General features: G+C 32.4%; 20 protein-coding genes and 2 tRNA genes. 9 read left to right on the top strand and 13 right to left on the bottom strand.

What is annotated here, in order from left to right:
- Positions 1–168 precede the first annotated feature (168 nt).
- The 8 genes from P8625_RS06505 to P8625_RS06470 all read right to left on the bottom strand — a co-directional run bounded on the left by P8625_RS06505 (position 169) and on the right by P8625_RS06470 (position 7,656).
- Positions 169–966 carry a class I SAM-dependent methyltransferase gene (locus P8625_RS06505; RefSeq protein WP_279652654.1) on the bottom strand — a complete coding sequence of 266 codons (798 nt, stop codon included), beginning with the start codon at positions 964–966 and terminating at the stop codon, positions 169–171.
- A 460-nt stretch (positions 967–1,426) separates the two neighbouring features.
- Positions 1,427–2,257 (bottom strand): GNAT family N-acetyltransferase, encoded by an 831-nt coding sequence (locus tag P8625_RS06500; RefSeq protein ID WP_279652653.1) that lies wholly within the window; start codon positions 2,255–2,257, stop codon positions 1,427–1,429.
- 127 nt (positions 2,258–2,384) lie between these two features.
- Entirely contained in the window at positions 2,385–3,182 is a 798-nt protein-coding gene (locus P8625_RS06495) for a nuclear transport factor 2 family protein (RefSeq protein ID WP_279652652.1), read from the bottom strand.
- A 166-nt stretch (positions 3,183–3,348) separates the two neighbouring features.
- The gene (locus P8625_RS06490; RefSeq protein ID WP_279652651.1) at positions 3,349–4,545 is read right to left on the bottom strand and encodes an aspartyl protease family protein; all 1,197 of its coding nucleotides are present in this window, start codon (positions 4,543–4,545) and stop codon (positions 3,349–3,351) included.
- 216 nt (positions 4,546–4,761) lie between these two features.
- Complete coding sequence (locus P8625_RS06485; RefSeq protein ID WP_279652650.1) at positions 4,762–5,346, bottom strand: hypothetical protein; 585 nt, start codon at positions 5,344–5,346, stop codon at positions 4,762–4,764.
- Positions 5,347–5,499: 153 nt separating this feature from the next.
- Positions 5,500–5,955, bottom strand: coding sequence for a hypothetical protein (locus P8625_RS06480; protein ID WP_279652649.1), 456 nt, complete (start codon positions 5,953–5,955; stop codon positions 5,500–5,502).
- 246 nt (positions 5,956–6,201) lie between these two features.
- Entirely contained in the window at positions 6,202–6,837 is a 636-nt protein-coding gene (locus tag P8625_RS06475; RefSeq protein WP_279652648.1) for a hypothetical protein, read from the bottom strand.
- A gap of 162 nt (positions 6,838–6,999) precedes the next feature.
- Positions 7,000–7,656: a hypothetical protein gene (locus tag P8625_RS06470; RefSeq protein WP_279652647.1), complete on the bottom strand. Its 657-nt coding sequence runs from the start codon at positions 7,654–7,656 to the stop codon at positions 7,000–7,002.
- A gap of 298 nt (positions 7,657–7,954) precedes the next feature.
- Between P8625_RS06470 and P8625_RS06465 the strand changes: the two genes are divergently transcribed.
- Positions 7,955–8,284, top strand: coding sequence for a transposase (locus tag P8625_RS06465; protein WP_279652922.1), 330 nt, complete (start codon positions 7,955–7,957; stop codon positions 8,282–8,284).
- 87 nt (positions 8,285–8,371) lie between these two features.
- Here the strand turns inward: P8625_RS06465 and P8625_RS06460 are convergent, their stop codons facing one another.
- The 4 genes from P8625_RS06460 to P8625_RS06445 form a co-directional block, all read right to left on the bottom strand.
- On the bottom strand, positions 8,372–9,085 hold the full coding sequence (locus tag P8625_RS06460) for a hypothetical protein (RefSeq protein ID WP_279652646.1): 714 nt from the start codon (positions 9,083–9,085) through the stop codon (positions 8,372–8,374).
- Positions 9,086–9,104: 19 nt separating this feature from the next.
- Positions 9,105–9,821, bottom strand: a complete 717-nt coding sequence (locus P8625_RS06455; protein WP_279652645.1) for an HNH endonuclease — start codon at positions 9,819–9,821, stop codon at positions 9,105–9,107.
- A 657-nt stretch (positions 9,822–10,478) separates the two neighbouring features.
- The gene (locus P8625_RS06450) at positions 10,479–10,772 is read right to left on the bottom strand and encodes a 2OG-Fe(II) oxygenase (protein WP_279652644.1); all 294 of its coding nucleotides are present in this window, start codon (positions 10,770–10,772) and stop codon (positions 10,479–10,481) included.
- A 273-nt stretch (positions 10,773–11,045) separates the two neighbouring features.
- Complete coding sequence (locus P8625_RS06445; protein WP_279652643.1) at positions 11,046–11,771, bottom strand: hypothetical protein; 726 nt, start codon at positions 11,769–11,771, stop codon at positions 11,046–11,048.
- 362 nt (positions 11,772–12,133) lie between these two features.
- On the opposite strand from P8625_RS06445, the gene P8625_RS06440 reads away from it, so the two are divergent.
- Positions 12,134–12,289, top strand: a complete 156-nt coding sequence (locus P8625_RS06440; protein ID WP_279652642.1) for a YqaE/Pmp3 family membrane protein — start codon at positions 12,134–12,136, stop codon at positions 12,287–12,289.
- A 131-nt stretch (positions 12,290–12,420) separates the two neighbouring features.
- On the opposite strand, the gene pafA is transcribed toward P8625_RS06440, so the two are convergent.
- Entirely contained in the window at positions 12,421–14,058 is a 1,638-nt protein-coding gene (gene pafA / locus P8625_RS06435; RefSeq protein WP_279652641.1) for an alkaline phosphatase PafA, read from the bottom strand.
- A 118-nt stretch (positions 14,059–14,176) separates the two neighbouring features.
- On the opposite strand from pafA, the gene P8625_RS06430 reads away from it, so the two are divergent.
- The 7 genes from P8625_RS06430 (at position 14,177) to P8625_RS06400 (ending at position 21,281) form a co-directional block, all read left to right on the top strand.
- Positions 14,177–14,917, top strand: a complete 741-nt coding sequence (locus P8625_RS06430; RefSeq protein ID WP_279652640.1) for an MlaE family ABC transporter permease — start codon at positions 14,177–14,179, stop codon at positions 14,915–14,917.
- Positions 14,917–15,681, top strand: coding sequence for an ABC transporter ATP-binding protein (locus P8625_RS06425; RefSeq protein ID WP_279652639.1), 765 nt, complete (start codon positions 14,917–14,919; stop codon positions 15,679–15,681). The genes P8625_RS06430 and P8625_RS06425 overlap by 1 nt, the downstream gene beginning before the upstream one ends.
- A 133-nt stretch (positions 15,682–15,814) precedes the next feature.
- A tRNA-Lys gene (locus P8625_RS06420) sits at positions 15,815–15,887 on the top strand.
- A 48-nt stretch (positions 15,888–15,935) separates the two neighbouring features.
- A tRNA-Tyr gene (locus P8625_RS06415) sits at positions 15,936–16,018 on the top strand.
- 118 nt (positions 16,019–16,136) lie between these two features.
- A complete protein-coding gene (locus P8625_RS06410; protein WP_279652638.1) occupies positions 16,137–18,536 on the top strand; it encodes a TonB-dependent receptor in 2,400 nt (799 codons plus the stop codon).
- Positions 18,537–18,601: 65 nt separating this feature from the next.
- The gene (locus tag P8625_RS06405; protein ID WP_279652637.1) at positions 18,602–19,717 is read left to right on the top strand and encodes a C1 family peptidase; all 1,116 of its coding nucleotides are present in this window, start codon (positions 18,602–18,604) and stop codon (positions 19,715–19,717) included.
- A 115-nt stretch (positions 19,718–19,832) separates the two neighbouring features.
- On the top strand, positions 19,833–21,281 hold the full coding sequence (locus P8625_RS06400; protein ID WP_279652636.1) for a DUF389 domain-containing protein: 1,449 nt from the start codon (positions 19,833–19,835) through the stop codon (positions 21,279–21,281).
- Positions 21,282–21,673: the final 392 nt, after the last annotated feature.

Genomic DNA, 21,673 nt, shown 5'->3' with positions numbered 1-21,673 from the left:
ATAATGTTGTTTGTATGGTTTTGTAGCATCTTATGTTCCTCTGTACCTATGTAAAAGCAGTATTTGTTCGATATAACAACAAGGCTGCAAATAAAAACACTACAGACCTCTCGGAGTTATCTATTTAATTATTGAAGACTCGTAGGTTACAAAACCGAAAAAATAAGTTTACACACTCGATGGTATAATGTTCAGTTTTTCTTTTGTTGCAACTATTCTAATTCTTTTATAATCAGCAAACCACTTTCCGTTAATTAAACATTGTTTCTTAATTTTTTCCTGTACCTCACATTTAATTTCCGCTATGTGATTTTCTGAAACCCCGATAAAAAAGCTTTCAGCAAACATAGAAATCCAATCTTTTATTCCTGTATTCTCATCTGCAAGTTCAGTGGGTCTGTCGTAATGCTCAGCTAAAAGAACCCTAAATCCAGCCGATTCGAGTGCAGTTGAATACTCTCCGATTGAAGGAAAATACCATAAGTGCAAATCAGATTGTTCTTTATAGTTTCTTTTTTTTAAAGAGTTTCTCAACTGATTAACAATAGTCTGTACATTTCCTTTTCCTCCAAATTCCACTACAATTTTTCCATTTGGTTTTAAATTATCATACATACATTGTATGGCTCTCCTATAATTTTTTACCCAGTGAAGGGTTGCGTTTGAAAAAATAGCATCAAATTTTTTCTCGAATGCGAAGTTTTCAGCATCTCCTACATGAAATTCGATGTTTGGGAATTTTGATTTGGCATCCGCAATCATTTCAGCAGATTTATCAATTCCAATGGCTTCATTTGAGAGGTTGTTTATTTTATCTGTCAACTGTCCCGAGCCACAACCTACATCCAAAACACGTTCATTTTGTTTTGGGTTGAGCAACTTTATCAGCGCCTCTCCATAATGATAAACAAATGAGTGCTTTTGATTGTAAAGCTCAGGTTGCCATTTTGTTCTTGTTTCGCTCATTTTCTAATGCTTGTATGATGTTTGTGTATGATTTTTTTGTGCATTTTCAGGGTGTCTAGTCCTGAAATATGGTCCGAAGCTTCGGTAGATTTTACGCTGATTTCAACGATACCATATTCGGTGTTTTCTATCCTAAAGATACCTATAATTTTAATTTGGTTGTATAAATTGACAGCACTTTTTGTTTCTCCTTTGGCGTGATCTACGCTTGTAAATGCCTGGTAGAGATACAATTTTCAGTTTAAAGTGTTCTAAATACCGTCTGATTACTTTGACATTTTTATACATAATGATTAAAATTATGTAACCTTTATTCAGGGCGGGTCAATATTAGACATAACGGTGGGTATAACCATCAGTTACTACCAATTTAATAAATATTTATCGGATAATGAAAGAGCTATAGCAATTCGGAGTGGATTCGGACGTAGTCGAATACGCTGTAGTTACGGATACATTGTTACCATCTTTTCATTTTTAATTCCATTTCAAATTGATCAACTGTGTTTTTTAATCCAACTAAAGCTAGTGTACCTAGCTTTTCTTTCAATCTATTATCAACGTTATTAATTTTAATGTACTCGGAAATTTTCATTATTCCTGCGAAAAGTCTAGCCCAGCCATTATTCTCTTTTTTTAACAAGTCAAATTGTGCCAAGTAATTTATTTCAGGGTTAATTATAAAAAAAGACTCTGGTTCAATTTTACGTATTACTTGAAAAAATCGATAGTTTCCTTCCAAAATAGATTCTTTTTGATTGTCCCAAGAATATGAACCTTGATTAGGTAAACTATTCCAATCAACATCGTTTAAGGCTATTTCATTTAAAATGACTTCTTCAGTCGAGTCAATTTGAATTTCACCTTTGAAGCATTTGTATTCTTTACATTTTTCGAATCCAATACCTTCGTATAATTTAATGGCGATGTCATTTTTAGTGATGACTTCTAATACACTCAGTTCAACGTTTTTTTCTTTTAAGTCTTTTAACGCATAGGTGTAAATAGAATTCACTATTCTTTTCCCTCTGTATTTAGGAATAACTCCTGTTCCCGTATTGAATGCGATTAGCTTATTTTTTCTTTTGTCAAGAGCATGGAGTATGAAGCCAACCATCTTTTCTCCTTCAAACATGCCATAGGAATATCTAAAGTCTACCTTAGCCGCTTTCCATCGTTGTTTATAGTATTTTTCGTTACGAGGTAATTCGACAAAATAGTTTTCAAATGCTTTTAAGAAGCACTCTAGAATAGTTTCAAACGATATGTCAGAAAGATTTTTTACAGTCATTCATATAAAGTTAGTTGCGTGTTTTAAGCATTAATTTAGCAAATAAAAAAACAATAAAAAAATCTGCGAAGATTTTCGCGAGTAGGCGAGTACTAGCCATTAATTATAGACGTTACCATACGTTATATTATTTTCTTTTTGCTTCCTCGATGAGTTTCCCGTTCTCGTATATATTCAAGGTTTTAATTTTGATTCCAGATTTTATAAATTTGTACACAACATTCTCGTAGTTGAAGTAGAAAGTATTCTCTGATTCAGGAAATAGGAGCGTATTCCAACCTGGTTTTCCATCATTAACATCTGTTGCTCTAAGTAGTTTTCCTTCTTTTTTAATATTTACTATTCTATCAGGAAGAATATAATCACCCACATATTGATCCAGAATTTCACTTGTCAGTTCAACTTCGGCAAGATGCTGATGGTCATAACTTATTACACGTGCTAATTTCCATTCATTGTTTTCTTTTTTCCATAATGCAGTCAATTTACCAGAACCTACAACTTTTTCTGTCCCATCATTGATTTGCAGGTAAAAAACATGATCACAAAACTCAAGAGCTCCGTAATTATCAATCGGATAAACCTTGAGCGTACCTTCACTTAACTCCCTTCTAAGAGGTTGCCTATTCCTTTGTTCTTCTCCACAAAAAATAGACATATCTTTCATTTCCTCTTCCTTAGATGCAGTTAATCCTGCTTTATCATGAAAAAACTCAAAATCATCCGACAAATAGTAAGCGTATTTTTCTAAATCACAGACGTTTTGAGCCGAAAAATATAAACTATCCATTGTTGCTATTGCTTTAAATAGCTCGCTTTGTTGTTCTTCAGGTATAAGGTCTGCTTTTATTATTTGGTTTTCTTTTTTATGATTACAAGAAATTAATATAAACAGAACGGAACTTAAATAAATTAGCTTTTTCATATTAAACAGGACTAGGCTAGATTTCTAATGTGTGATATTGGTTTCGGCTATGAGTAGTTGCGAGAACAAGTTACAAAATTTGCAAGCACACACCAAACTAAGAATCTCAGTGGATTTTTCAGAAGTGATACTCTAAACGTAGTTGAAGGTGGGCGAGAACAAACAATTACTTAGAACCACTATTGGCGATAGTCTTTTTATTTATACTAATTTCAAATAGTTCTCCTTTTTTAGGCTTAATTTTCATTTTTAGAGTCTTATCATTTTTATTGATTATATTTTTAGTTATTAAATTACAGATATTTACAGGTTTACCATTAATTTCTATGATTTCATCTCCATAAGATAATTTGCTTTTCAATTCTTGGTCCCATACAAAGCCAATTATCAGTTTTTCGTCTTTCAGAGTTCTAGTAAATCCAAATCCAAAATCATTTAGATTTATTTTACGAGAATTTGATTTAAAATAAAATCTTTTATGTTTAAAGTCGATCGTCATTATTCCATATTCGAGTAGTTCTGCACCAATTCTAGAATTATTGTCATTGGTAGTATGAGTAACTACATTTTCAAATTCTGTGTCTACTAGTTTTAGAGAAGGTAACAACAATTCATAATGTTCATTGACAGGAACATCTCCAAAAAGACTCAAAGAGGAAGCTCCTTTGCTTTTTCCAGTAACATTAAATATTTCTTTTTCTTTAAATATTTGATAATTTCTTTTAGAGACATCATAGAGTCCATCCATTCCAGTATCTATTAACACATTTTCTTTGCCATTATCTAACCCTTTTAAATTTATCCAGATATAAGGACTACTTTGATTTCCTATAAGTTTAATTTTAATGGATTCTTTTTTATTTAGAGATAACTTTTTCTGACTATCTGTAATGGTTAATATTTTTTTCTTGCTGTCAATTTGAATAATTGATTTTCTAAGCATATTACTACCAATAAAACCATCTATACCAAAACACTTAAAAATTGGATTTGAGTTTAAATCATAAACTAAAGTTGCGGTGTTAATAAACTCAATATTACCAAGCATTAATTTTTTTACAGATACAACTTTTAAATTTTCCTTCTTACCACTCGCATCGGAAACTGGTATTGTTTGAATTAGCTCAGGGCTTATTAAATTGTTTATTTCGTTTGAAATAATATTTGGAGCACCGGTATCAAGAATAAATTTATATTCTTTTCCTTCGATAGATACAGGGATAATTATTTTATCTTTTATAAACTCAAAACCGATTTCTTCATAATATTTTTTTGATGTTACTTTTCCAATATTCAAGTCAATATTCTGTGAATAAATATGACTCGATATAAGAACTATTAATAGTATTACTTTATGTTTCATTTTTAGTTTGACAAATTATCGCTAACGTTCTGTGTGTTGATAGAAGGGCAGATTCGAAGCAATTTACTTTCGGTTTCCACTAAGTCAAAACAAACGTTTTTACTTTTTTTGTTAAACGTCAAAACGTTGTTTTGGCGTTGCTTGCTCAATGAACAGGACTTTCAGTTTATCTTTAAATGCCCTATTGGTTACACATCTTGTTAGGCTCTGTGATTTTTATTTTAGTTTCAATTTATCAACAGTCTTTTCTAATGTATTATGGCTCCACTTATGATAAGTTACTGCCCTTCTTAACATCACAAATGAAAATATTATACATCCAATAATGGCTATAATCCAGTCAGAATTGAAATATGAAAATTCAATAATTTTAATTAGAATTGATAAACCTAAAATAATAAAAGCTAACGAAAGATTAAAGGACATACCACGAGAGGCATTCCAAAGTTCAAGGTAAATAAAGTTTTCTTTACTAAAATGTCTTACAAGAACATATTTATTTTCCATTTTTGATAAACTCTTTTCTTTTCCTTTTAAAGCTTTCTTCCAAATTCTTTTTCCAACCAAATTGAAGTAATTATATCCAAAATAGTCCAAAACCAAGCCAAGTATATAAGAACAAACAAATACCAATAAGAAAGAATTAAAACTTAGTTTATCTAATGTATTCATTGATTTCTGTATTATTCCAACAATCGTTAAATCAATATCAAGACAAAGGAAATATAAAGACACTAAAACAATAAACCCTGGCAAAGTGTAAACGAAGATGTCAAATAGTCCGAATTTGAATTTATCCATTATGTCGTTCTTTTTTCATTATTAAGCCTAATGGCTTTGTGTATAATTTTTTGCAGGAAATGTAAGTGAGTCGTTTTCCTTTGTAGTGGAAAGATAATCAATAAGATTGAATTTCCAGCGGGGAAATTTAGCCGGAATGAATTATAGTTGTTTTTATTGTGTGCAGTTTTTTATCACATTTATTATTTCAGATATTTCTTCAAATTCAGAGTGCTTAGAGATGATTTTGTTTAGTTCGAGTCTCAAAAGATGTTCATATAGTTTTAATTCCTTTCCGCCTACTTTTTTAAAACTTTGGTAAATATTATTTTCTAAAGCTTTTAGTTCATTTTTCGCAAACAAACTTTTAATTCCTCTATCATTCATATCGATTGCTTGTGAAGAATCTCTATTATTATATTTTATATAAATTATAGTATTGTTTCTATTATGTCCATCCTGCGATTTCCATAATGTTCCAACAATTTTAGTTTTATAAAATTCAGCAGTGATTGTAAGTATATATTCACATCTGATTGCGTTAAATAATTCTTTTTCAATATATACTAATTCCGCATTTTCTTTTTTTGCGAATTCTTTCCAATTCTTATCTAATTTATTATAATTCATAGTTTTTCAAATTCTGAATAACGATAATTTTGTTCTTTTAAACTCCTCTAAAAATTTCACTCGTTAACTTAATAAATTAATAGAGTTTCTTTATGTGGGGGATTAATGAAAACGATTGGTATAGAGCTAGTTACGTTTTTTAAGTGTCTAAATTAGCAAGTACATACCAAACTGAAAATCCGTGAGGGTTTTCAGAAGTAGGCGAGTACTAGCAATTAATTATATATCGTGTTAGGCATTGGTATTTTATTTCAAAAAAGTTTTAATTTTCGTCCATAAATTCACCTTTTTTTGAATCTTGATATTTTCTCTATATGCAATTTTATCAAGAAATTTTTCAGGGTCTGTTAAAAAAGCTACAGCATTAGATTTTTTTAAGTCTTCATAAATCACTTCTATTTTTGGCTCAAATAAGGCTCCATTTGTATTAAAAACCATTAATTCATTTTTTTTGCACAATTCAAGTATACCTTTTAAGAATAGGGAAAAATTTTCTTTCTTTCTTAGATCAACTCTGAATTGAAACTCATTAATAGTCTTTTTTGTTTTATTATATGATATATAACAGTCATTATCTTCATAGTTATTAGAATTTCCTTTCCAGTTGATAGAGTTTGATGATTCATTTCCCCATTGGGCTCGGGCAACTAGTTTGTCAATTTGTTTAGAAATATCATTAATATCAAGTAATGTATTAGCCCACCATTTTATGGTTTTTGCATCCTCAAAATCAGGATCAGGAAATCCATTATTATAATCTACATTCTCCCAATATTTTTCCCAGCCATCAAAATCTATGAATAAAGTTTTGGGTATTTCTCCATACTTTTCGAGTATAGCTTTTCTTGGAATTATGTTTAATTGATATTGCCAAACAGCCATGTTTTTCTTGATGTTTGTAGGCTTGTGCCTAACGGTTAGTATATATAAAGTAGGCGCTTTCGAAGCTCTAAACCTTCGGTTAAATATAAAGTTTGATAAGAGCTAAAAGCCTTGAATTTATTGCTGTTTTGACTATTTTTTATGTACATTGTTGTAGGACGTTTACTCCATTAAAAGGGTTAGTGTTGTTAATAAAACTATTGAAAACACAATGATATAAATTCCCGTTACTTTTCTTGATTTGATAATCATTGTTAACAAAATCGGTGCGAGTACCCAATAAAGTTGGGCAGTGTAGAAGCCTGGAAAATATTCACCGTAATAAATTCTCCACCAAGTGTGAGAAATCGCATTGCCCATTGCTCCATAAACCGTAAAAAATAAAATCGGTATGAATAAAAATTTCAGCCCTTTAAAATAAACCAAAATAGGCGTTACTATAAACACAAAATATGCTGACATATTAAATATCACAAAAGTATTGTTCGTGTATGGTTGTCCACCATAGGCTATCGGAAATAGTTCTTTGAAGTTTGTTGTAAATTCTTCCGAAAAATGAATGAACTGCCAACCCAAAGTCAAAAGATATACAGGTAAGAAAATATTGAAATCAGGAAGGTCAATTTTCTTGAAGTACAAAAAGGCAAACAAGCTCCAACTAAAAATAAGTCCAGGAACAAAAGTAGCTATTAAACTCATTCCAGAACTTCCAAGTGTAAAAGCTATCAGTAATGCAAAAGCGATAATCGTTCCAATTAAAAAATCCTGTTTTGTCAATCGTTGATTTTCGTTTTGTACTATTTTGAAGAAAATACTCAATTTGAATTCATTTTATTTGTGTTTGGTCAAATGCTCTACACCAGTTCGTATAACCGTCAGTTAGGGTCTAATTTAGTGATAATTTGGTTGTTAAGCAACTGTGTTAGGCAATTGCTGAGTGGATTCAGTTTACCCTGAGCGGAGTCGAAGGGTAGTCGAATACGTCGTAATTGCGGTTATACATTGTGCCTGTTGCACAACCCTAATATACGATTTTATTTTTTCCAATAAACGAGCGAGTTTCATGTTATATTATTGTATGTCAATCACCTATTACTAGGCGCAGTATGAGCACAATATCGCCCAGGTAAACACTCGACAGGGAAGTTACATCAAAGCCAAACGGCAAAGCACGGTAGAACCCTTTTTTGGCACCTTAACACAGTATATGGGCTTGCGCAAAGTTAATGTTAGAGGTATCTATGGGGCGAATAAGTGCATGCTCATGGCAGGGGCTGCATACAACATTAAAAAACTATTAAAATTCTTGGGTACACCTAGTAAAACTGAGGCCAAAGCAGCTGCTTGTGTGTTTTGGTTAAAAAATGTACGATATCACTTAATAAATTTCGTTTTAAGCTCAGAAAAAAAGCAAAATAAGGAGTTAAAAATTTTGGCTTCGTTCTAAATACAACCCTTACATAGCTTTAAAATGAATTCCATTTTTTGAAATTTAGGGGTTGTGCATCAGCTACCATTGTTGTGCACAGTTATTTTAATCTTCTACATTTAAAATTTTTCTCAGCATAGCTTCGATTTCTTCAATTTTTTTTGGAAGCTGCTCTCTAATTTCTTTTGATATTTTGGACATTTCTTCCGAATATTCCTTGTAAAATTCTTTTGGCAACTGTCCACTTTGAATTCTTTGCTGTTTATAATTATAATTCCAAGCCTTATCCCAATATTCTTGAAATACACTATCTATAACCTTACAGAAACTTAGGCTGAAATAGATTTTATTTACAATATAGAAGTTTCTAAAATCGTCCATAGCTTTATTAACTCTGTCCGTCCGTTCTAATGCTTCTTTCTCTGCATTTTCAATTATTGGATGCATAAAAGCAGTCCAAATAACCATTGCTGAATGGACTTCCTGTAATTTTTTATATAATTCAATCGTGATTTTTGCTCTTTCTTGATGTAGAACACCAAATTGTATTTGATGAGTGATATTGCTTTTTGCTAAATCGGATTTTATAGGTTCGATTTTTAATGCTAATTCTTCATTTAATTTACTTTTATATGATTCAAGTTTTTCATTAAAATCTTTTTTTACTGTTTCTTCCAATTCCGTAAGTTGTTTTCGAGTTGATAATTTTGCAACTTCATTACCGAGAGACTTTAACCAAGACCTATAAAAAATAAAGTATGATGCTATTAAGAATAGCGTAACCTTAATAATTAATTCAATCCAATTTATTTCGTCCATATTTTATAATATTGAATAGTTATCTACAAATTTCTTCAAAATGGTATTTTAAGAATACTTCATTTGGTTCATTTATTTTTGGTCTTTTAAATTTACTTGTTTTTAACAATTCCTTTATTTGATTATCTGCTTTTTCTCCAAAGATTATTTTGAAATTAGAGTCCAAGGAAAAATATCCTTTGTCAAACATTTTATCGTGAAGGACACAAAAGCAAATAGTGTTTTTGGGGTTCAATCTTTCTTCTTTGTCAACAAACCAGGGTTTAATATGGCTGCAGACGAGTAAGTCAGTTTTATTTATTTCACAGATAGCACAAGTTGAATTGTAATTATCTAAAACAATTTCCCTAAGCTTGTTTTGATAAGCTCTAACTTTTATTTCACTTTTAGATTCAGTCGGGTTATTGTTTTTGTTTATTTCTTGATTTCTTACAAAATATTCCTCAGCTTCTTCTTCAACAAAATTCAATTCGGCAATGATTTCTAATGCTTTTTTAAACCTTAAATCATCAGTGGTATTTAATTCAGAAATCGTTTTTTTATTCAAAAGTCCTTTCTTGTCGCCACGTATATTATAATGATGTAACAATTCCATAGCTACAAATCCGCCACCTCTTGCTGGTGCAGGCAAATCGAGAATTTCTCTTTGGATTTTCCTGTGACTCTGTCCGTCTAATAAGTAGGCTTTTATTACTTCGGCAATTGTGTAATTATCAAATTTTTTGGTGATTGCCATAAATCGGTTTTAATTGATGCTAACTCGTTTTATACCAAACTTTAGTTTTGTTATCCCGATAAAAACATAGGGTAAACTAAAATTTAACAATGATTAAACGCTATCAAATATATCAAAACCAATGCTTTATGAAAAGTAAAGTTGTTAACGAGTTATTGCTATTTGTTAATTAATTATAAAAATCGAGTTGTTCTTACAATTCTTGCGAATCTAAAACATTGAACCCACACAATCTTACGGAATCCCATAAGCTCCCCTATTTAGGTTATAAAAGTTGCTTTTTAGAGCAGTAACGTTCTTTATATCACTGTTTGGGTCGCTGATAGTACGGCATGCTCCGCAGACACCACGGCACGTGTCGCTGCTATCACGGCGTGCTCCGCAGATACTACGGCACACACCTTTATATCAAAGCTAACTGCCTTAACACTGTAGGAGCATCTTATAAAAATAAGTCGCTAACTCCCAAGAACTAATAACTAAGCATTAAGGACTAAGAACTAATTCCTACCTATACGGAGGCCCCGCAACCCAATCCACCATAGATTTGTGAATCTCTTTGGTGATGGGCGTCACACGGTGCATTATAAATGACGGAAAAACAATAATGGTTCCCTTTTCTCTAGGAGCAGTTACAATTTTTTGATTCATCATAAACTATAAGTCGCCACCTTCATAGTTATCAGAATCCGATAACTGCATGGAAATGCTGAGTTTTCTGTCAGAAATTTCTCCCGCTCCGAAATCCAAATGCCAGTCAAAGAAATCTCCTTCCGCATAGCTAGCCAATTGCAAATTGTTGTGAAAACCCAATAAATCAAATCCATACCGTTCGTTGTTGCATTGAATCGCCAAACCAGCCAATCGGTTGTAAATCCATTCGTTTTCTTGAGTGTTTTCAATAAACACCACAGTGCTTTTTCGCAGCTCATCATCATAGGTATCAAACAAGCTAATAAGTGCATGCAGCTATCAACATTAAAAACTATTAAAGTTCTTGGGTAAACCTACTAAAACTGAGGCCAAAGTGGTTGCTTTTGTGTTTTGGTTAAAAAACGTACGATATCACTTAATAAATTTCGTTTTAAGCTCAGAAAAAAAGCAAAATAAGGAGTTAAAAATTTTGGCTTCGTTCTAAATAAAGCCCTTAGGTAGCTTTAAAAGGAAATCCGTTTTTTGAAATTTGGGGGTTGCCCATCAGCTACCGGTGTTGACAATAGTTTTTTATAATGTCATTTTCGATTCGATATTTTTTTTCTGTAAATCATACTCTTCGGGCAATTTTTTTAATGTAGCGTTTAATCGAGTTATACTATCAGAATTTCCTTTAAATCCACTGTCCAAACAATCGGTTATTAATTGCAATGATTCGTGAATTCTAAAATCATGTCCTTTTTCAATATCTAATTTTAATAGCTCAATTAGGTTAAGTATATAACCCATTTGATTCTTTTCTTTATGCTCAAATGCTTTTCTAATTAACTCGCTCCTATAAACCTCTTTATAGTTATCTTTAAGTCTATTTATTTCATAGTCGAAAGATTGGAATGAAGTTTTGATTCCAGAATCAATATCCTCCTTCAGTTCTTTTTTAAGTTCCTTATTTGTTTTTAGAATGCTGTCAGTCATAGTATTTATCGCTTTAAAAAGTTCATTATTTAATTCCCATTTTATAGAATCAATTTTTTTCCTATTCAGATTGAAGTTTTGAAAGAAGTTTAAACCTATTATAGCAATAAAAACAGACATTAATCCTCCTAATGTCCAGTAAACTGTATTCAAAATTTTAGTATTAGTTGAATCAACAGTTTCAAGTTTAGTTTCAAGAATAAGAACTTTCTTTTCTAATTCTAAAATATTGTTTTGGTCTTGCAAACTATCATTTTTAATATTTTGACCAACGATTGGAATGTAAAATAATAAAATTAAAATCAGAAATTGTTTTCTCATGATGGATGTTCTAAATTATTGCCAACACCTAAATATATAGACATTTTCGGGTCTCTGCAAAAAAGTTTTATAGATTTTTTAAAAAAAATATCGCTGATAATCATTTAGTTATATTGTTTTTTAGTCCGTAATTTGTATATATAGTAGCGTGCAATTTTGCTGTTTAGGTGTTGGTATATATAAATTACAGACAATTTAAAGTGCGTAGTTTGACTAGGTTATTTTTGAGAAAATAAATTTTAAATCCTTTTGCCAAATAAAAAAGCTACATCGAGTTCATATCAATGAAGTGTTCCATGCATGTGTAACAAGATTGCTGTACACTCGTCTTATGAGTACAGAATATTAATTAAAAAAAGACTATGAGTTTATTAAGAGTTTTATTAGCAATTTTTTTTCCACCATTGGCAGTCATAGGTAAGGGGTGTGGATCTATTGTAATTGTGTTTTTGCTAACACTTTGTGGTTGGGTACCAGGGGTAATTGCAGCACTTATCATATTAAATAATCCTAATTAATCAATGTATTCATTTGTGATTTGGAAATGAATTAATTAAATAAAAATCCATTTTGATAGAATCAAAATGGATTTTTTGTCTTTTTTCTAGTTTCTCTTCTCTTTAGTCTATGGTCTATCTTTATCCGTTCTTTATTCAAGCACTTCTTCAATAATTTTTCCAGAGCACCCATTTGGGAATTCTATTTGTAACAAATTAGAGAGCGTGGGCGCTATATCTATAATTTCGTATTTCTTTTTAGAAACCCCTTGTTTAATTCCGTTTCCGTAGAAAATTACAGGAATATGTGTGTCGTAAGAATATCCAGAACCGTGAGTGGTACCTTTTTTTGAACTACTAGCAATTGTTGACGGATTCGGAACTAAAATTACATCACCCGAAAACTTTTGATTGTATCCGTTTTGTAACACGTGTAAAATGCCATCGGTAAATGTAGTCGTTTGCATCGTTCTCGCAGTTACTGCTTTGTAAATTTTGTTGTGATATATCACTTCATCAGCAATGGTTTGAGCCACCGTTTCATAATCTAACTTCAGTTCTCTGATTTTTTCCTTGTTCAAAAAAACTTGGAAATTAGAAATATTTTCAATGATTTCATCCGATTTAAAATGCTTTACGGTAATTTCATTTAAAAAATTTTGAAAGGCAATAGGCTTTACATACCCCGCAGGAATTTTTAAAGATGCTAAGTACGAAGGAACTTGTACCGCAGCATGATCGGCAGTTAAGAACAAGGTGTACTTGTCTTTTCCAACTTGTGCGTCTAAAAATTTGAATAACTCAGCTAAATCTTGATCCAAGCGTAAATACGTATCTTCAATTTCTTTAGAAGCTACTCCAAATTGATGTCCTACATAATCTGTAGAAGAATAACTAACCGCCAGAAAATCGGTATATTCTGACGCACCCAAGTTTTCACCGATAATCGCTGCTTTTGCAAAATCGGTCGTAATAGAATTACCTGCAGGAATACCTTTTATAATACTGTAATTATTATTGCTTTTTCTAAGTTTTGGAATGTCATGAGGAAACACAGGCTTTTCTTCGCCCTTAAAAGTCTCCTCAAAATTGTTGTCATCTTCAATACTTTGAGTATACGTACTTATATCATACAACGTTTCCCATGGCGCACTCAAATACTCATCAGCTTTTCCAGAAGCATTAAACTCTTGTACCCAAGTTGGTAACTCTTTTAAATAAAAAGAAGAAGAAATCCACTGCCCTTTATCGCCACCATCAAACCAGTAAGCAGCATTGGCAGTATGACCAGCAGGTAAAATAGCAGAACGATCTTTAATGGCAATACCTATGGTTTTACCGTTCATGTTCTGGGCTAGTTTTAATTGATCGGTTATGGTGGTGGTATGCATTCTGTAAGGCGATTTTTTACCGCCTTTACTGTCATTACCAACAGTATTGTAGTGATCATCATCAACACAATAAATACTTTTTTTAGCATACTTATCATACCAATAATTACCAATAATTCCGTGGTTAGTAGGAGTGGTTCCAGTATATATTGAAGCATGTCCTACAGCAGTATAGGTAGGAATATAATTAAAGTGTGCATTTTCTAAAGAGTATCCTTCTCTAAGTAAACGTTTAAAACCATCATTTCCATACCGATCAGCAAAACGAGTTAGGTAATCGTAACGCATTTGGTCGATAACAATACCAACGACGAGTTTTGGTTTGTGAGTAGTTGTTTTTTTGTTCAAAGTGCAGCTTGTGAAACATAGTACAAGTGCCAAAAAAGCTATTTTTTTCATTTTATTTTTTCACAATTAAAAATCAAAGGTACATAAAAAGCGAGCTAAAACTTGTAAATAAGGCGATGAGTTAATGGTTTTTTAATACTTTAGCAAAAAAGAAAATAGATTTCGTTTAATGAATTACATTGAGCATATAGGTAAATACGTCGCCATGCTAAAACAGGTTTTTACGAAACCTCAAAGGGCACGGGTATTTCGCGAGGCTTTGTTTAGAGAAATAGATGAATTAGGGCATAAGTCGATAGGAATCATAGCTTTTATCTCATTTTTTATAGGAGGGGTAATCGCTTTACAAACTGCATTGAATTTAGATAGTCCATTTATTCCAAGATCCCTCATTGGTTTTGCTGCAAAGCGATCGGTAATTTTGGAGTTTGCGCCTACTTTTTGTTCTATTATTTTAGCAGGAAAAGTAGGGTCGTATATTACCTCAAGTATAGGAACCATGCGTGTTACCGAACAAATAGATGCTTTAGAAGTTATGGGAATTAACTCTTTAAACTATTTGGTATTGCCTAAAATAATAGCGACGGTTTTCTTTTATCCTTTTTTAATTATTTTAGGAATGTTTTTAGGAATTTTTGGCGGATGGATAGCAGGAGTGTTATCGGGTTTATTTTCGGGTGTAGATTATATTGCAGGAGTGCAGCTCGATTTTGATCCGTTTTTAATTACCTATGCGTTGATAAAAACGGTAGTTTTTGCTTTTTTAATAGCCACAGTACCTTCGTATCACGGATACTATGTAAAGGGAGGTTCGTTAGAAGTAGGGAAAGCAAGTACACAATCGGTAGTCTGGACCACCGTACTCATTGTAATCGCCAATTATTTCTTAACTCAAATGTTATTAACCTAATGATAGAAGTACACAATTTGCACAAAGGTTTTAATGGTGTTGAGATTTTAAAAGGAATTACAACGTCGTTTAAACCAGGAGAAACAAGTTTAATTATCGGACAAAGTGGTTCTGGTAAAACAGTATTTTTAAAGTCGTTGATTGGTTTGCATACCCCTGAAAAAGGAACGATTATTTACAATGGTCTTGCCAATGTTGATATGACTTTAGAAGACAAACGTCAATTTCGACAAGAATTGGGTATGGTATTTCAAGGCAGTGCATTGTTTGACTCTCAAACGGTAGAAGAAAATGTAATGTTTCCGCTAAAAATGTTTACCAAGCAACCAGAAAGTGAAATGCTCGATAGAGTAAATTTTGTTTTACAACGAGTGAATTTAGAAAATGCAAATAAGAAATTTCCGGCTGAATTATCTGGAGGAATGCAAAAAAGGGTGGCCATTGCTCGTGCTATTGTAATGAGACCTAAATATTTGTTTTGTGATGAGCCAAACTCAGGATTAGACCCACAAACAGCGATTGTTATCGACAACCTGATACAAGAAATTACAGACGAGTATCAAATAACTACCGTAATCAATACCCACGATATGAATTCTGTAATGGAGATAGGAGACAAGATTGTTTTTCTTAAAAATGGAGTAAAAGCATGGGAAGGATCGTACAAAGAAATTTTTAAAACAGAAAATGAAGCGGTGGTAGATTTCGTGTATTCTTCGAACTTATTTAAAAAAGTAAGAACTGCCTATTTGAATGATTTTTAGGTAACTTTCTGTTACTTAAACTATAACAAAAGAGTGCTGAAAAAAATCAAAATAAATTTAAAAAAATATTTGTGAGAACAATAAAACCTTCTATATTTGCACCCGCAAACGCAGAAATGCAAATGTAATTAATGACCGGGTAGCTCAGTTGGTAGAGCATCTCCCTTTTAAGGAGAGGGTCCTGGGTTCGAGCCCCAGCCCGGTCACTAATAAAGCTTCTCAATAAAAAATAGAGAAGCTTTTTTTAAAGCTTTGGGGAGATTCCAGAGCGGCCAAATGGGACGGACTGTAACTCCGTTGTCTTACGACTTCGCAGGTTCGAATCCTGCTCTCCCCACTAAAAAGAACAACCAGATGTTGTTCTTTTTTTGTTTTTACTGTAATTTTGTTTAACAAAAAATGTTATATACTAAACAAAAATTGTATTTTTGTAGGGTACAAATACCTCCCAAATTATGAAAAAAATAGTAATATTCTTAGCTTTATTTCAAGCGTTCATTGGTTTAGCTCAAAATGAAGGTAAAATTTCTGGAAAGATTATCGATTCAAAAACAAGAGAGACGCTTCCTTTCGTAAATGTTTTAGTATACGGAACCACTATCGGTGCGGTATCTGATGAAAATGGAAATTTTATATTGAATAACATCCCGTTAGGGTATAACAAAATTCAAGCTTCATTTATAGGCTATGAAACATTGATTTCTGATGAGTATTTGGTAACAAAAGACAACTCACCATATATCACGATAGAACTGGTAGAAAGTTCAACACAATTAAACGAAGTACAAATAAAAGCAGCCTTATTCAAAGAATCGGTTGTAAGTCCGCTATCACTTCAATCTTTAGGTATTGCAGAAATAGAAAAGAACCCCGGTGGTGATCGAGATGTTTTAAAAGTAATTCAATCTTTTCCAGGAGTCGCTTCAAACCCTGGATTTAGAAATGATATTATCATTAGAGGAGGGGCTACCTCAGAAAATAAGTTTTATTTAGATGGAATCGAAGTTCCAGTAATCAATCACTTTCAAACCCAAGGAGCTACAGGTGGTCCTGTAGGTATTATGAATGCCGATTTGATACGTAAAGTAGATTTTTATTCGAGTGCATTTCCTGCCAATAGAGGAAACGCATTAAGTTCGGTAATAGAATTTACTCAGAAAAGAGGAAATCCAAATTCGTTAAACACACGAGCGACCTTAGGAACCTCAGATGCAGGTATTACTTTAGACGGTCCTTTGGGTAAAAATACCACGTTTATTTTTTCAGCAAGACAATCGTACTTACAGTTTTTGTTTAAATTGATTAAACTACCTTTTTTACCAACATACAACGACTTTCAGCTAAATGTGAAGTCACAATTATCAAAAAACAGCGAGCTGTCGATAGTAGCTCTCGGAGCGATTGATAATTTTGAAATTAACAAAGAGGTAAACGATGGAGAAACAGATGTAGAAACGATTAAAAGAAATAAAGTTATCTTGAATTCAGTTCCAGTAAACAATCAATGGAATTATACTGTAGGAGCAAGTTATAAATATTTTGCACCAAACGCTACACATTTGTTTGTGTTGAGTAGAAACGAATGGGAAAATAGAGCTGTAAAATATTTTTTAAACGAAGAAACTCCTGACAATTTGCTGCTTAATTTTACCTCTAGAGAAATAGAAAATAAGTTGCGTTATGAGAACAATTTTGAAAGTAACAATAACATGGATTTCAACTTAGGGTTCAACTTAGAAACAGCGACCTATACCAACAATAACTTTCAAAAGAAGGCAAATTCTGATGGGGTTTTTATCAATGATTTTAATGCTGTCATCGATTTTGTTAAATATGGTGTTTTCGGACAAGTGTCAAAGAAGTATTTGAATGAAAAATTAGGAGTTTCTTTTGGTTTTAGAATGGATGGAATTGATTACAATTCAACCATGAGCAACCCACTCAATCAGTTTTCGCCAAGAATCTCTTTGAGCTATCAGTTAGCTGAAAATTGGATGCTCAGTTCTTCGGTAGGAAGATACTATCAACTGCCTTCATACACCGTATTAGGGTACCAAAACAATTTGGGAGAATTTGAAAATAAAAACGGTTTAAAATACATTCAATCGGATCATTATGTAGGTGGATTAACTTTTAAGCCTGATACAAGTGCAAAAGTAACTTTTGAAGGTTTTTACAAAGGGTATGAGGATTATCCGTTTTCCTTAAGAAATCAAATAAGTTTAGCCAATTTAGGTGCTGATTTTGGTGTTGTAGGAAACGAAGCTGTAAGTTCTACCTCTGAAGGAAGAGCTTATGGATTTGAGCTATTAGCCCAAAAAAAATCGTACAGCGGTTTATACGGAATAGCGTCGTATACTTTTGTAAGAAGTGAATTTAAAGACGTGCAGGGAAACTATGTGCCATCAACCTGGGATAACAAACACCTATTAACGATAACGGCAGGAAAAAAGCTAAATAGAAACTGGGAAGTAGGAACGAAGTTTCGATTGGTTGGGGGCAGACCGTATACTCCTTACGACTTAGAAGCGTCTTCATTAAAAGAAAATTACGATGTTCGTAACGGTGGTATTTTAGATTACACAAAACTAAATGAAAAAAGATTAGATACTTATACTCAGTTAGATGTACGTGTAGATAAAACTTGGTTCTTAAAAAAAGCAGCAATTAATTTGTATGTAGACGTTCAAAATATATATGCGAGTAGCTCTAAGCAACAACCTTTTTTATTGCCTCTAGAAAATGAAAGCGGACGAATTACCGACCCTAATGATAGTTCGAGATATCTATTAGAAGAAATAGAAAGTACAACAGGACGAGCGTTGCCCCGTTTAGGAGTAATTGTCGATTTTTAACAGTTTTCTAGTTTTATACTCTTCTAAAAAGAGTAAATTGCTAGCTCAAACACAAGCTATTCAACATGAAAAGAATTCTTTTAGCAGTCGTGCTAACTTTTTTAAGCATTACTGCTACTACAGCACAAAAATATCAATTTTCAACAGTAAAAGATATTGAAGATACCGAAGTTAAAAGCCAAGGGAGAACAGGAACGTGTTGGAGTTTTTCTACCACCTCTTTTTTAGAATCAGAAATTATTCGATTAACAGGTAAAAATATAGACTTGTCTGAAATGTATACCGTTCGTAACACGTATTCCGATAAAGCAACCAATTACCTGTACCGTCAAGGAAAAGCACAGTTTAGTGAAGGAGGCTTAGCGCACGATGTGATGAATTCGGTACAAAGATACGGATTGGTACCTGAGCAGGTTTTTACAGGTTTAGATCTCGGGCAAGACAGGCATAATCATGCAGAAATGGTTGCCGTATTAAAGTCGATGTTAGACACCTACATTACAAATCCAGCCGGAGAATTAAGTCCGAAATGGAAACAATCCGTAGAAAGTGTTTTAGATGTGTATTTAGGTAAAGGTAAAGAGGAATTTACTTTTGAAGGAAAAAAATATACTCCCAAGTCTTTTGCTGAATACGTAAAAATTGATCCTTCAAACTATGTGACCATTAGTTCTTTTGAGCATGCTAAGAAATACGACCCATTTGTGTTAAGTATTCCAGATAACTTTTCAAATGGAGCATTTTACAATATTTCTTTAGATGAACTGGTTTCTGTAACTGAAGAAGCTATTACAAAAGGATACACTGTTGAACTGGATTGTGATGTTTCAGAACAAACATTCTCGTCAAAAAACGGAGTAGCTGTAATTCCAGCGAGTAGCTTGGAAAATGAGAAAGCAATGACAGAAATTGTTAAGGAAAAAACGATTACACCAAGTTTACGTCAGGCAGAGTTTGAAAATTTTAATACCACCGACGATCATTTAATGCACATTGTTGGGTTGGTAAAAGACCAAAAAGGAAATACGTATTTTAAAGTAAAGAACTCATGGGGTACCAATCAAGGAAATAAAGGGTATGTATACATGTCAATTCCTTACTTTAAACTAAAAACAATATCAGTTTTAGTACACAAAGAAGCAATTTCACCGAGTTTAAAAAATAAATTAGATCTTAGGTAAGAGAAGCTTTTTTGGTGGTTTAAAACGCTTGAAGGTGTAGAATCTTCAAGCGTTTTTTATCTCATTTCTAATTTGGGAATTTCGTATCTTTCCGAAGTTAACAAAAATCAAAAATATGGAAGAAAACAAGCAAGAACAAGCTGTAGAGCAGTCGAAGCAAGAAATACAGAAAGATGCCAGAGGACTGTGGAAAAAGGTGAGGAAGTTTCTAATAGAGTTGCTTGACTTTAGAGACGATACCGATCAAGAAGCAACCATAGAGGCCATAAAAAATGACATTCCTTTTAAAGGAGCTACGGCATGGATTTTAATCTGTTCTATTTTTGTAGCATCAATAGGTTTAAATGCAAATTCGACAGCTGTAGTAATTGGAGCGATGTTAATTTCTCCTCTAATGGGTCCCATTTTAGGAGTAGGACTGTCAATTGCTATCAACGACATCGATACGCTACGAAAATCGTTGATAAATTTGGCGACAATGATTGTGTTAAGTTTGTTAACCGCATTTTTATTCTTCTTTTTATTTCCACTTCGTGAAGAAACCTCAGAATTATTGGGTAGGGTAAGACCTGATATACGCGATGTGCTAATTGCCTTTTTCGGTGGTTTGGCATTGATTATAGCAAGAACTAAGAAAGGAACAATTGCTTCTGTAATTTTTGGTGTAGCAATTGCAACAGCGTTAATGCCACCTTTGTGTACCGCAGGGTATGGTTTGGCAGTAGGCAATTTCGACTATTTCTTAGGTGCGATGTATTTATTCACCATAAATACAATTTTTATCGCACTGGCAACCATCTTAATTTTAAAGCTCTTAGGTTTTACCATGATTCGCTATGTGAATTCAGCAAAACGTAAAAGAATTGCTAGATTGGTGTCTTTTATAGCATTTATGGTAATGATACCCGCTGTTTTTACTTTTGTAGGAGTATATAAAGAGAGTATTGTTAATGCCAACTATGAACGGTTTTTGAAAACGAAAGTGATGGACAATCCTAACCTATGGTTGCAGCGAAATAAAATAAATATTAAAGATAAAAAGATAAGTCTATTTTTTAACGGAGATATTAGCGATGCAACAGAATCTTTTTTAAGAAATGAGTTAAAAACTTTCCCAAGAATAGGAGCATACGAGTTAGAGGTAAACGAAAATAAAGCAAAAAGTGTCGACAGAGTGGTCGATGCGTATGACAGAGCCATTGCAGACTTAGATAAAAAAGACAATGTAATTGAGGGCTTACATAAAGAAATAGAAGGATTGAAGGAAACAATCTCTGCCTTAAACCAAAGAATAGAACAAGATGCGCTTAATCGAAATAAAAACTCAATACCTTTTAGTAAGATTAGTACAGAAGCCAAAATTAGATTTAATGATATTAAAGAAATGAGTGTGTCGAAAGTTTTATCATCGACCGATTTTATTAAGATTGATACCGTAACGCAAGTCTCAGTTAAATGGAATGAAAAATTACCCGATTCAACTCTTGTTAAAAAAGAAAAAGAATTTAAAGGTTGGATTCAAAAAGAGCTAAAAATAAACGCCTTAGAGTTGACGAGAAAATAAGTAATCAAAATCAAAAACCGAGTTGTGAAACTCGGTTTTTTTTTGATTTTTTGTTAGAGTTTTATACCAAGGTATACTTATTCACTCTACATATATGACACCGTTTTTTTAAAAAGTCACTTATTATTAGATAATAAATGGTAATTTTTTCTTTTAGGAAAGCTTTATTGAAAAAGAAAAATAGCTTAGAAAAAGAGTATGCTATGTAAAATATAAGTCGTTAAGAAAAAAAATCTCAGAGGTAGACCTAAATGCGAAATAATAAACTATTAATCGTATTACAATGAACATAACACTTATTTAGCAAGTCTTACAAATAAAATGGTGCTTACCCTAATCATAAGTGCTCTTAAATACGACGTTTTTAGAATCGAAAAATCGCTCTCAAATAA

Origin of the sequence: Tenacibaculum tangerinum, assembly GCF_029853675.1 — a bacterium.
GTDB classification, from domain to species: Bacteria; Bacteroidota; Bacteroidia; order Flavobacteriales; family Flavobacteriaceae; genus Polaribacter; species Polaribacter tangerinum_A.
This window is presented reverse-complemented; position numbering and strand designations above follow the sequence as displayed.

Excerpts from the sequence above, each read along its gene's own strand:
- P8625_RS06505 (WP_279652654.1), bottom strand. The coding sequence starts at position 966 with ATGAGCGAAACAAGAACAAAATGGCAACCTGAGCTTTACAATCAAAAG.
- P8625_RS06500 (WP_279652653.1), bottom strand. The coding sequence starts at position 2,257 with ATGACTGTAAAAAATCTTTCTGACATATCGTTTGAAACTATTCTAGAG.
- P8625_RS06495 (WP_279652652.1), bottom strand. The coding sequence starts at position 3,182 with ATGAAAAAGCTAATTTATTTAAGTTCCGTTCTGTTTATATTAATTTCT.
- P8625_RS06490 (WP_279652651.1), bottom strand. The coding sequence starts at position 4,545 with ATGAAACATAAAGTAATACTATTAATAGTTCTTATATCGAGTCATATT.
- P8625_RS06485 (WP_279652650.1), bottom strand. The coding sequence starts at position 5,346 with ATGGATAAATTCAAATTCGGACTATTTGACATCTTCGTTTACACTTTG.
- P8625_RS06480 (WP_279652649.1), bottom strand. The coding sequence starts at position 5,955 with ATGAATTATAATAAATTAGATAAGAATTGGAAAGAATTCGCAAAAAAA.
- P8625_RS06475 (WP_279652648.1), bottom strand. The coding sequence starts at position 6,837 with ATGGCTGTTTGGCAATATCAATTAAACATAATTCCAAGAAAAGCTATA.
- P8625_RS06460 (WP_279652646.1), bottom strand. The coding sequence starts at position 9,085 with ATGGACGAAATAAATTGGATTGAATTAATTATTAAGGTTACGCTATTC.
- P8625_RS06455 (WP_279652645.1), bottom strand. The coding sequence starts at position 9,821 with ATGGCAATCACCAAAAAATTTGATAATTACACAATTGCCGAAGTAATA.
- P8625_RS06445 (WP_279652643.1), bottom strand. The coding sequence starts at position 11,771 with ATGAGAAAACAATTTCTGATTTTAATTTTATTATTTTACATTCCAATC.
- P8625_RS06440 (WP_279652642.1), top strand. The coding sequence starts at position 12,134 with ATGAGTTTATTAAGAGTTTTATTAGCAATTTTTTTTCCACCATTGGCA.
- pafA (WP_279652641.1), bottom strand. The coding sequence starts at position 14,058 with ATGAAAAAAATAGCTTTTTTGGCACTTGTACTATGTTTCACAAGCTGC.
- P8625_RS06430 (WP_279652640.1), top strand. The coding sequence starts at position 14,177 with ATGAATTACATTGAGCATATAGGTAAATACGTCGCCATGCTAAAACAG.
- P8625_RS06425 (WP_279652639.1), top strand. The coding sequence starts at position 14,917 with ATGATAGAAGTACACAATTTGCACAAAGGTTTTAATGGTGTTGAGATT.
- P8625_RS06410 (WP_279652638.1), top strand. The coding sequence starts at position 16,137 with ATGAAAAAAATAGTAATATTCTTAGCTTTATTTCAAGCGTTCATTGGT.
- P8625_RS06405 (WP_279652637.1), top strand. The coding sequence starts at position 18,602 with ATGAAAAGAATTCTTTTAGCAGTCGTGCTAACTTTTTTAAGCATTACT.
- P8625_RS06400 (WP_279652636.1), top strand. The coding sequence starts at position 19,833 with ATGGAAGAAAACAAGCAAGAACAAGCTGTAGAGCAGTCGAAGCAAGAA.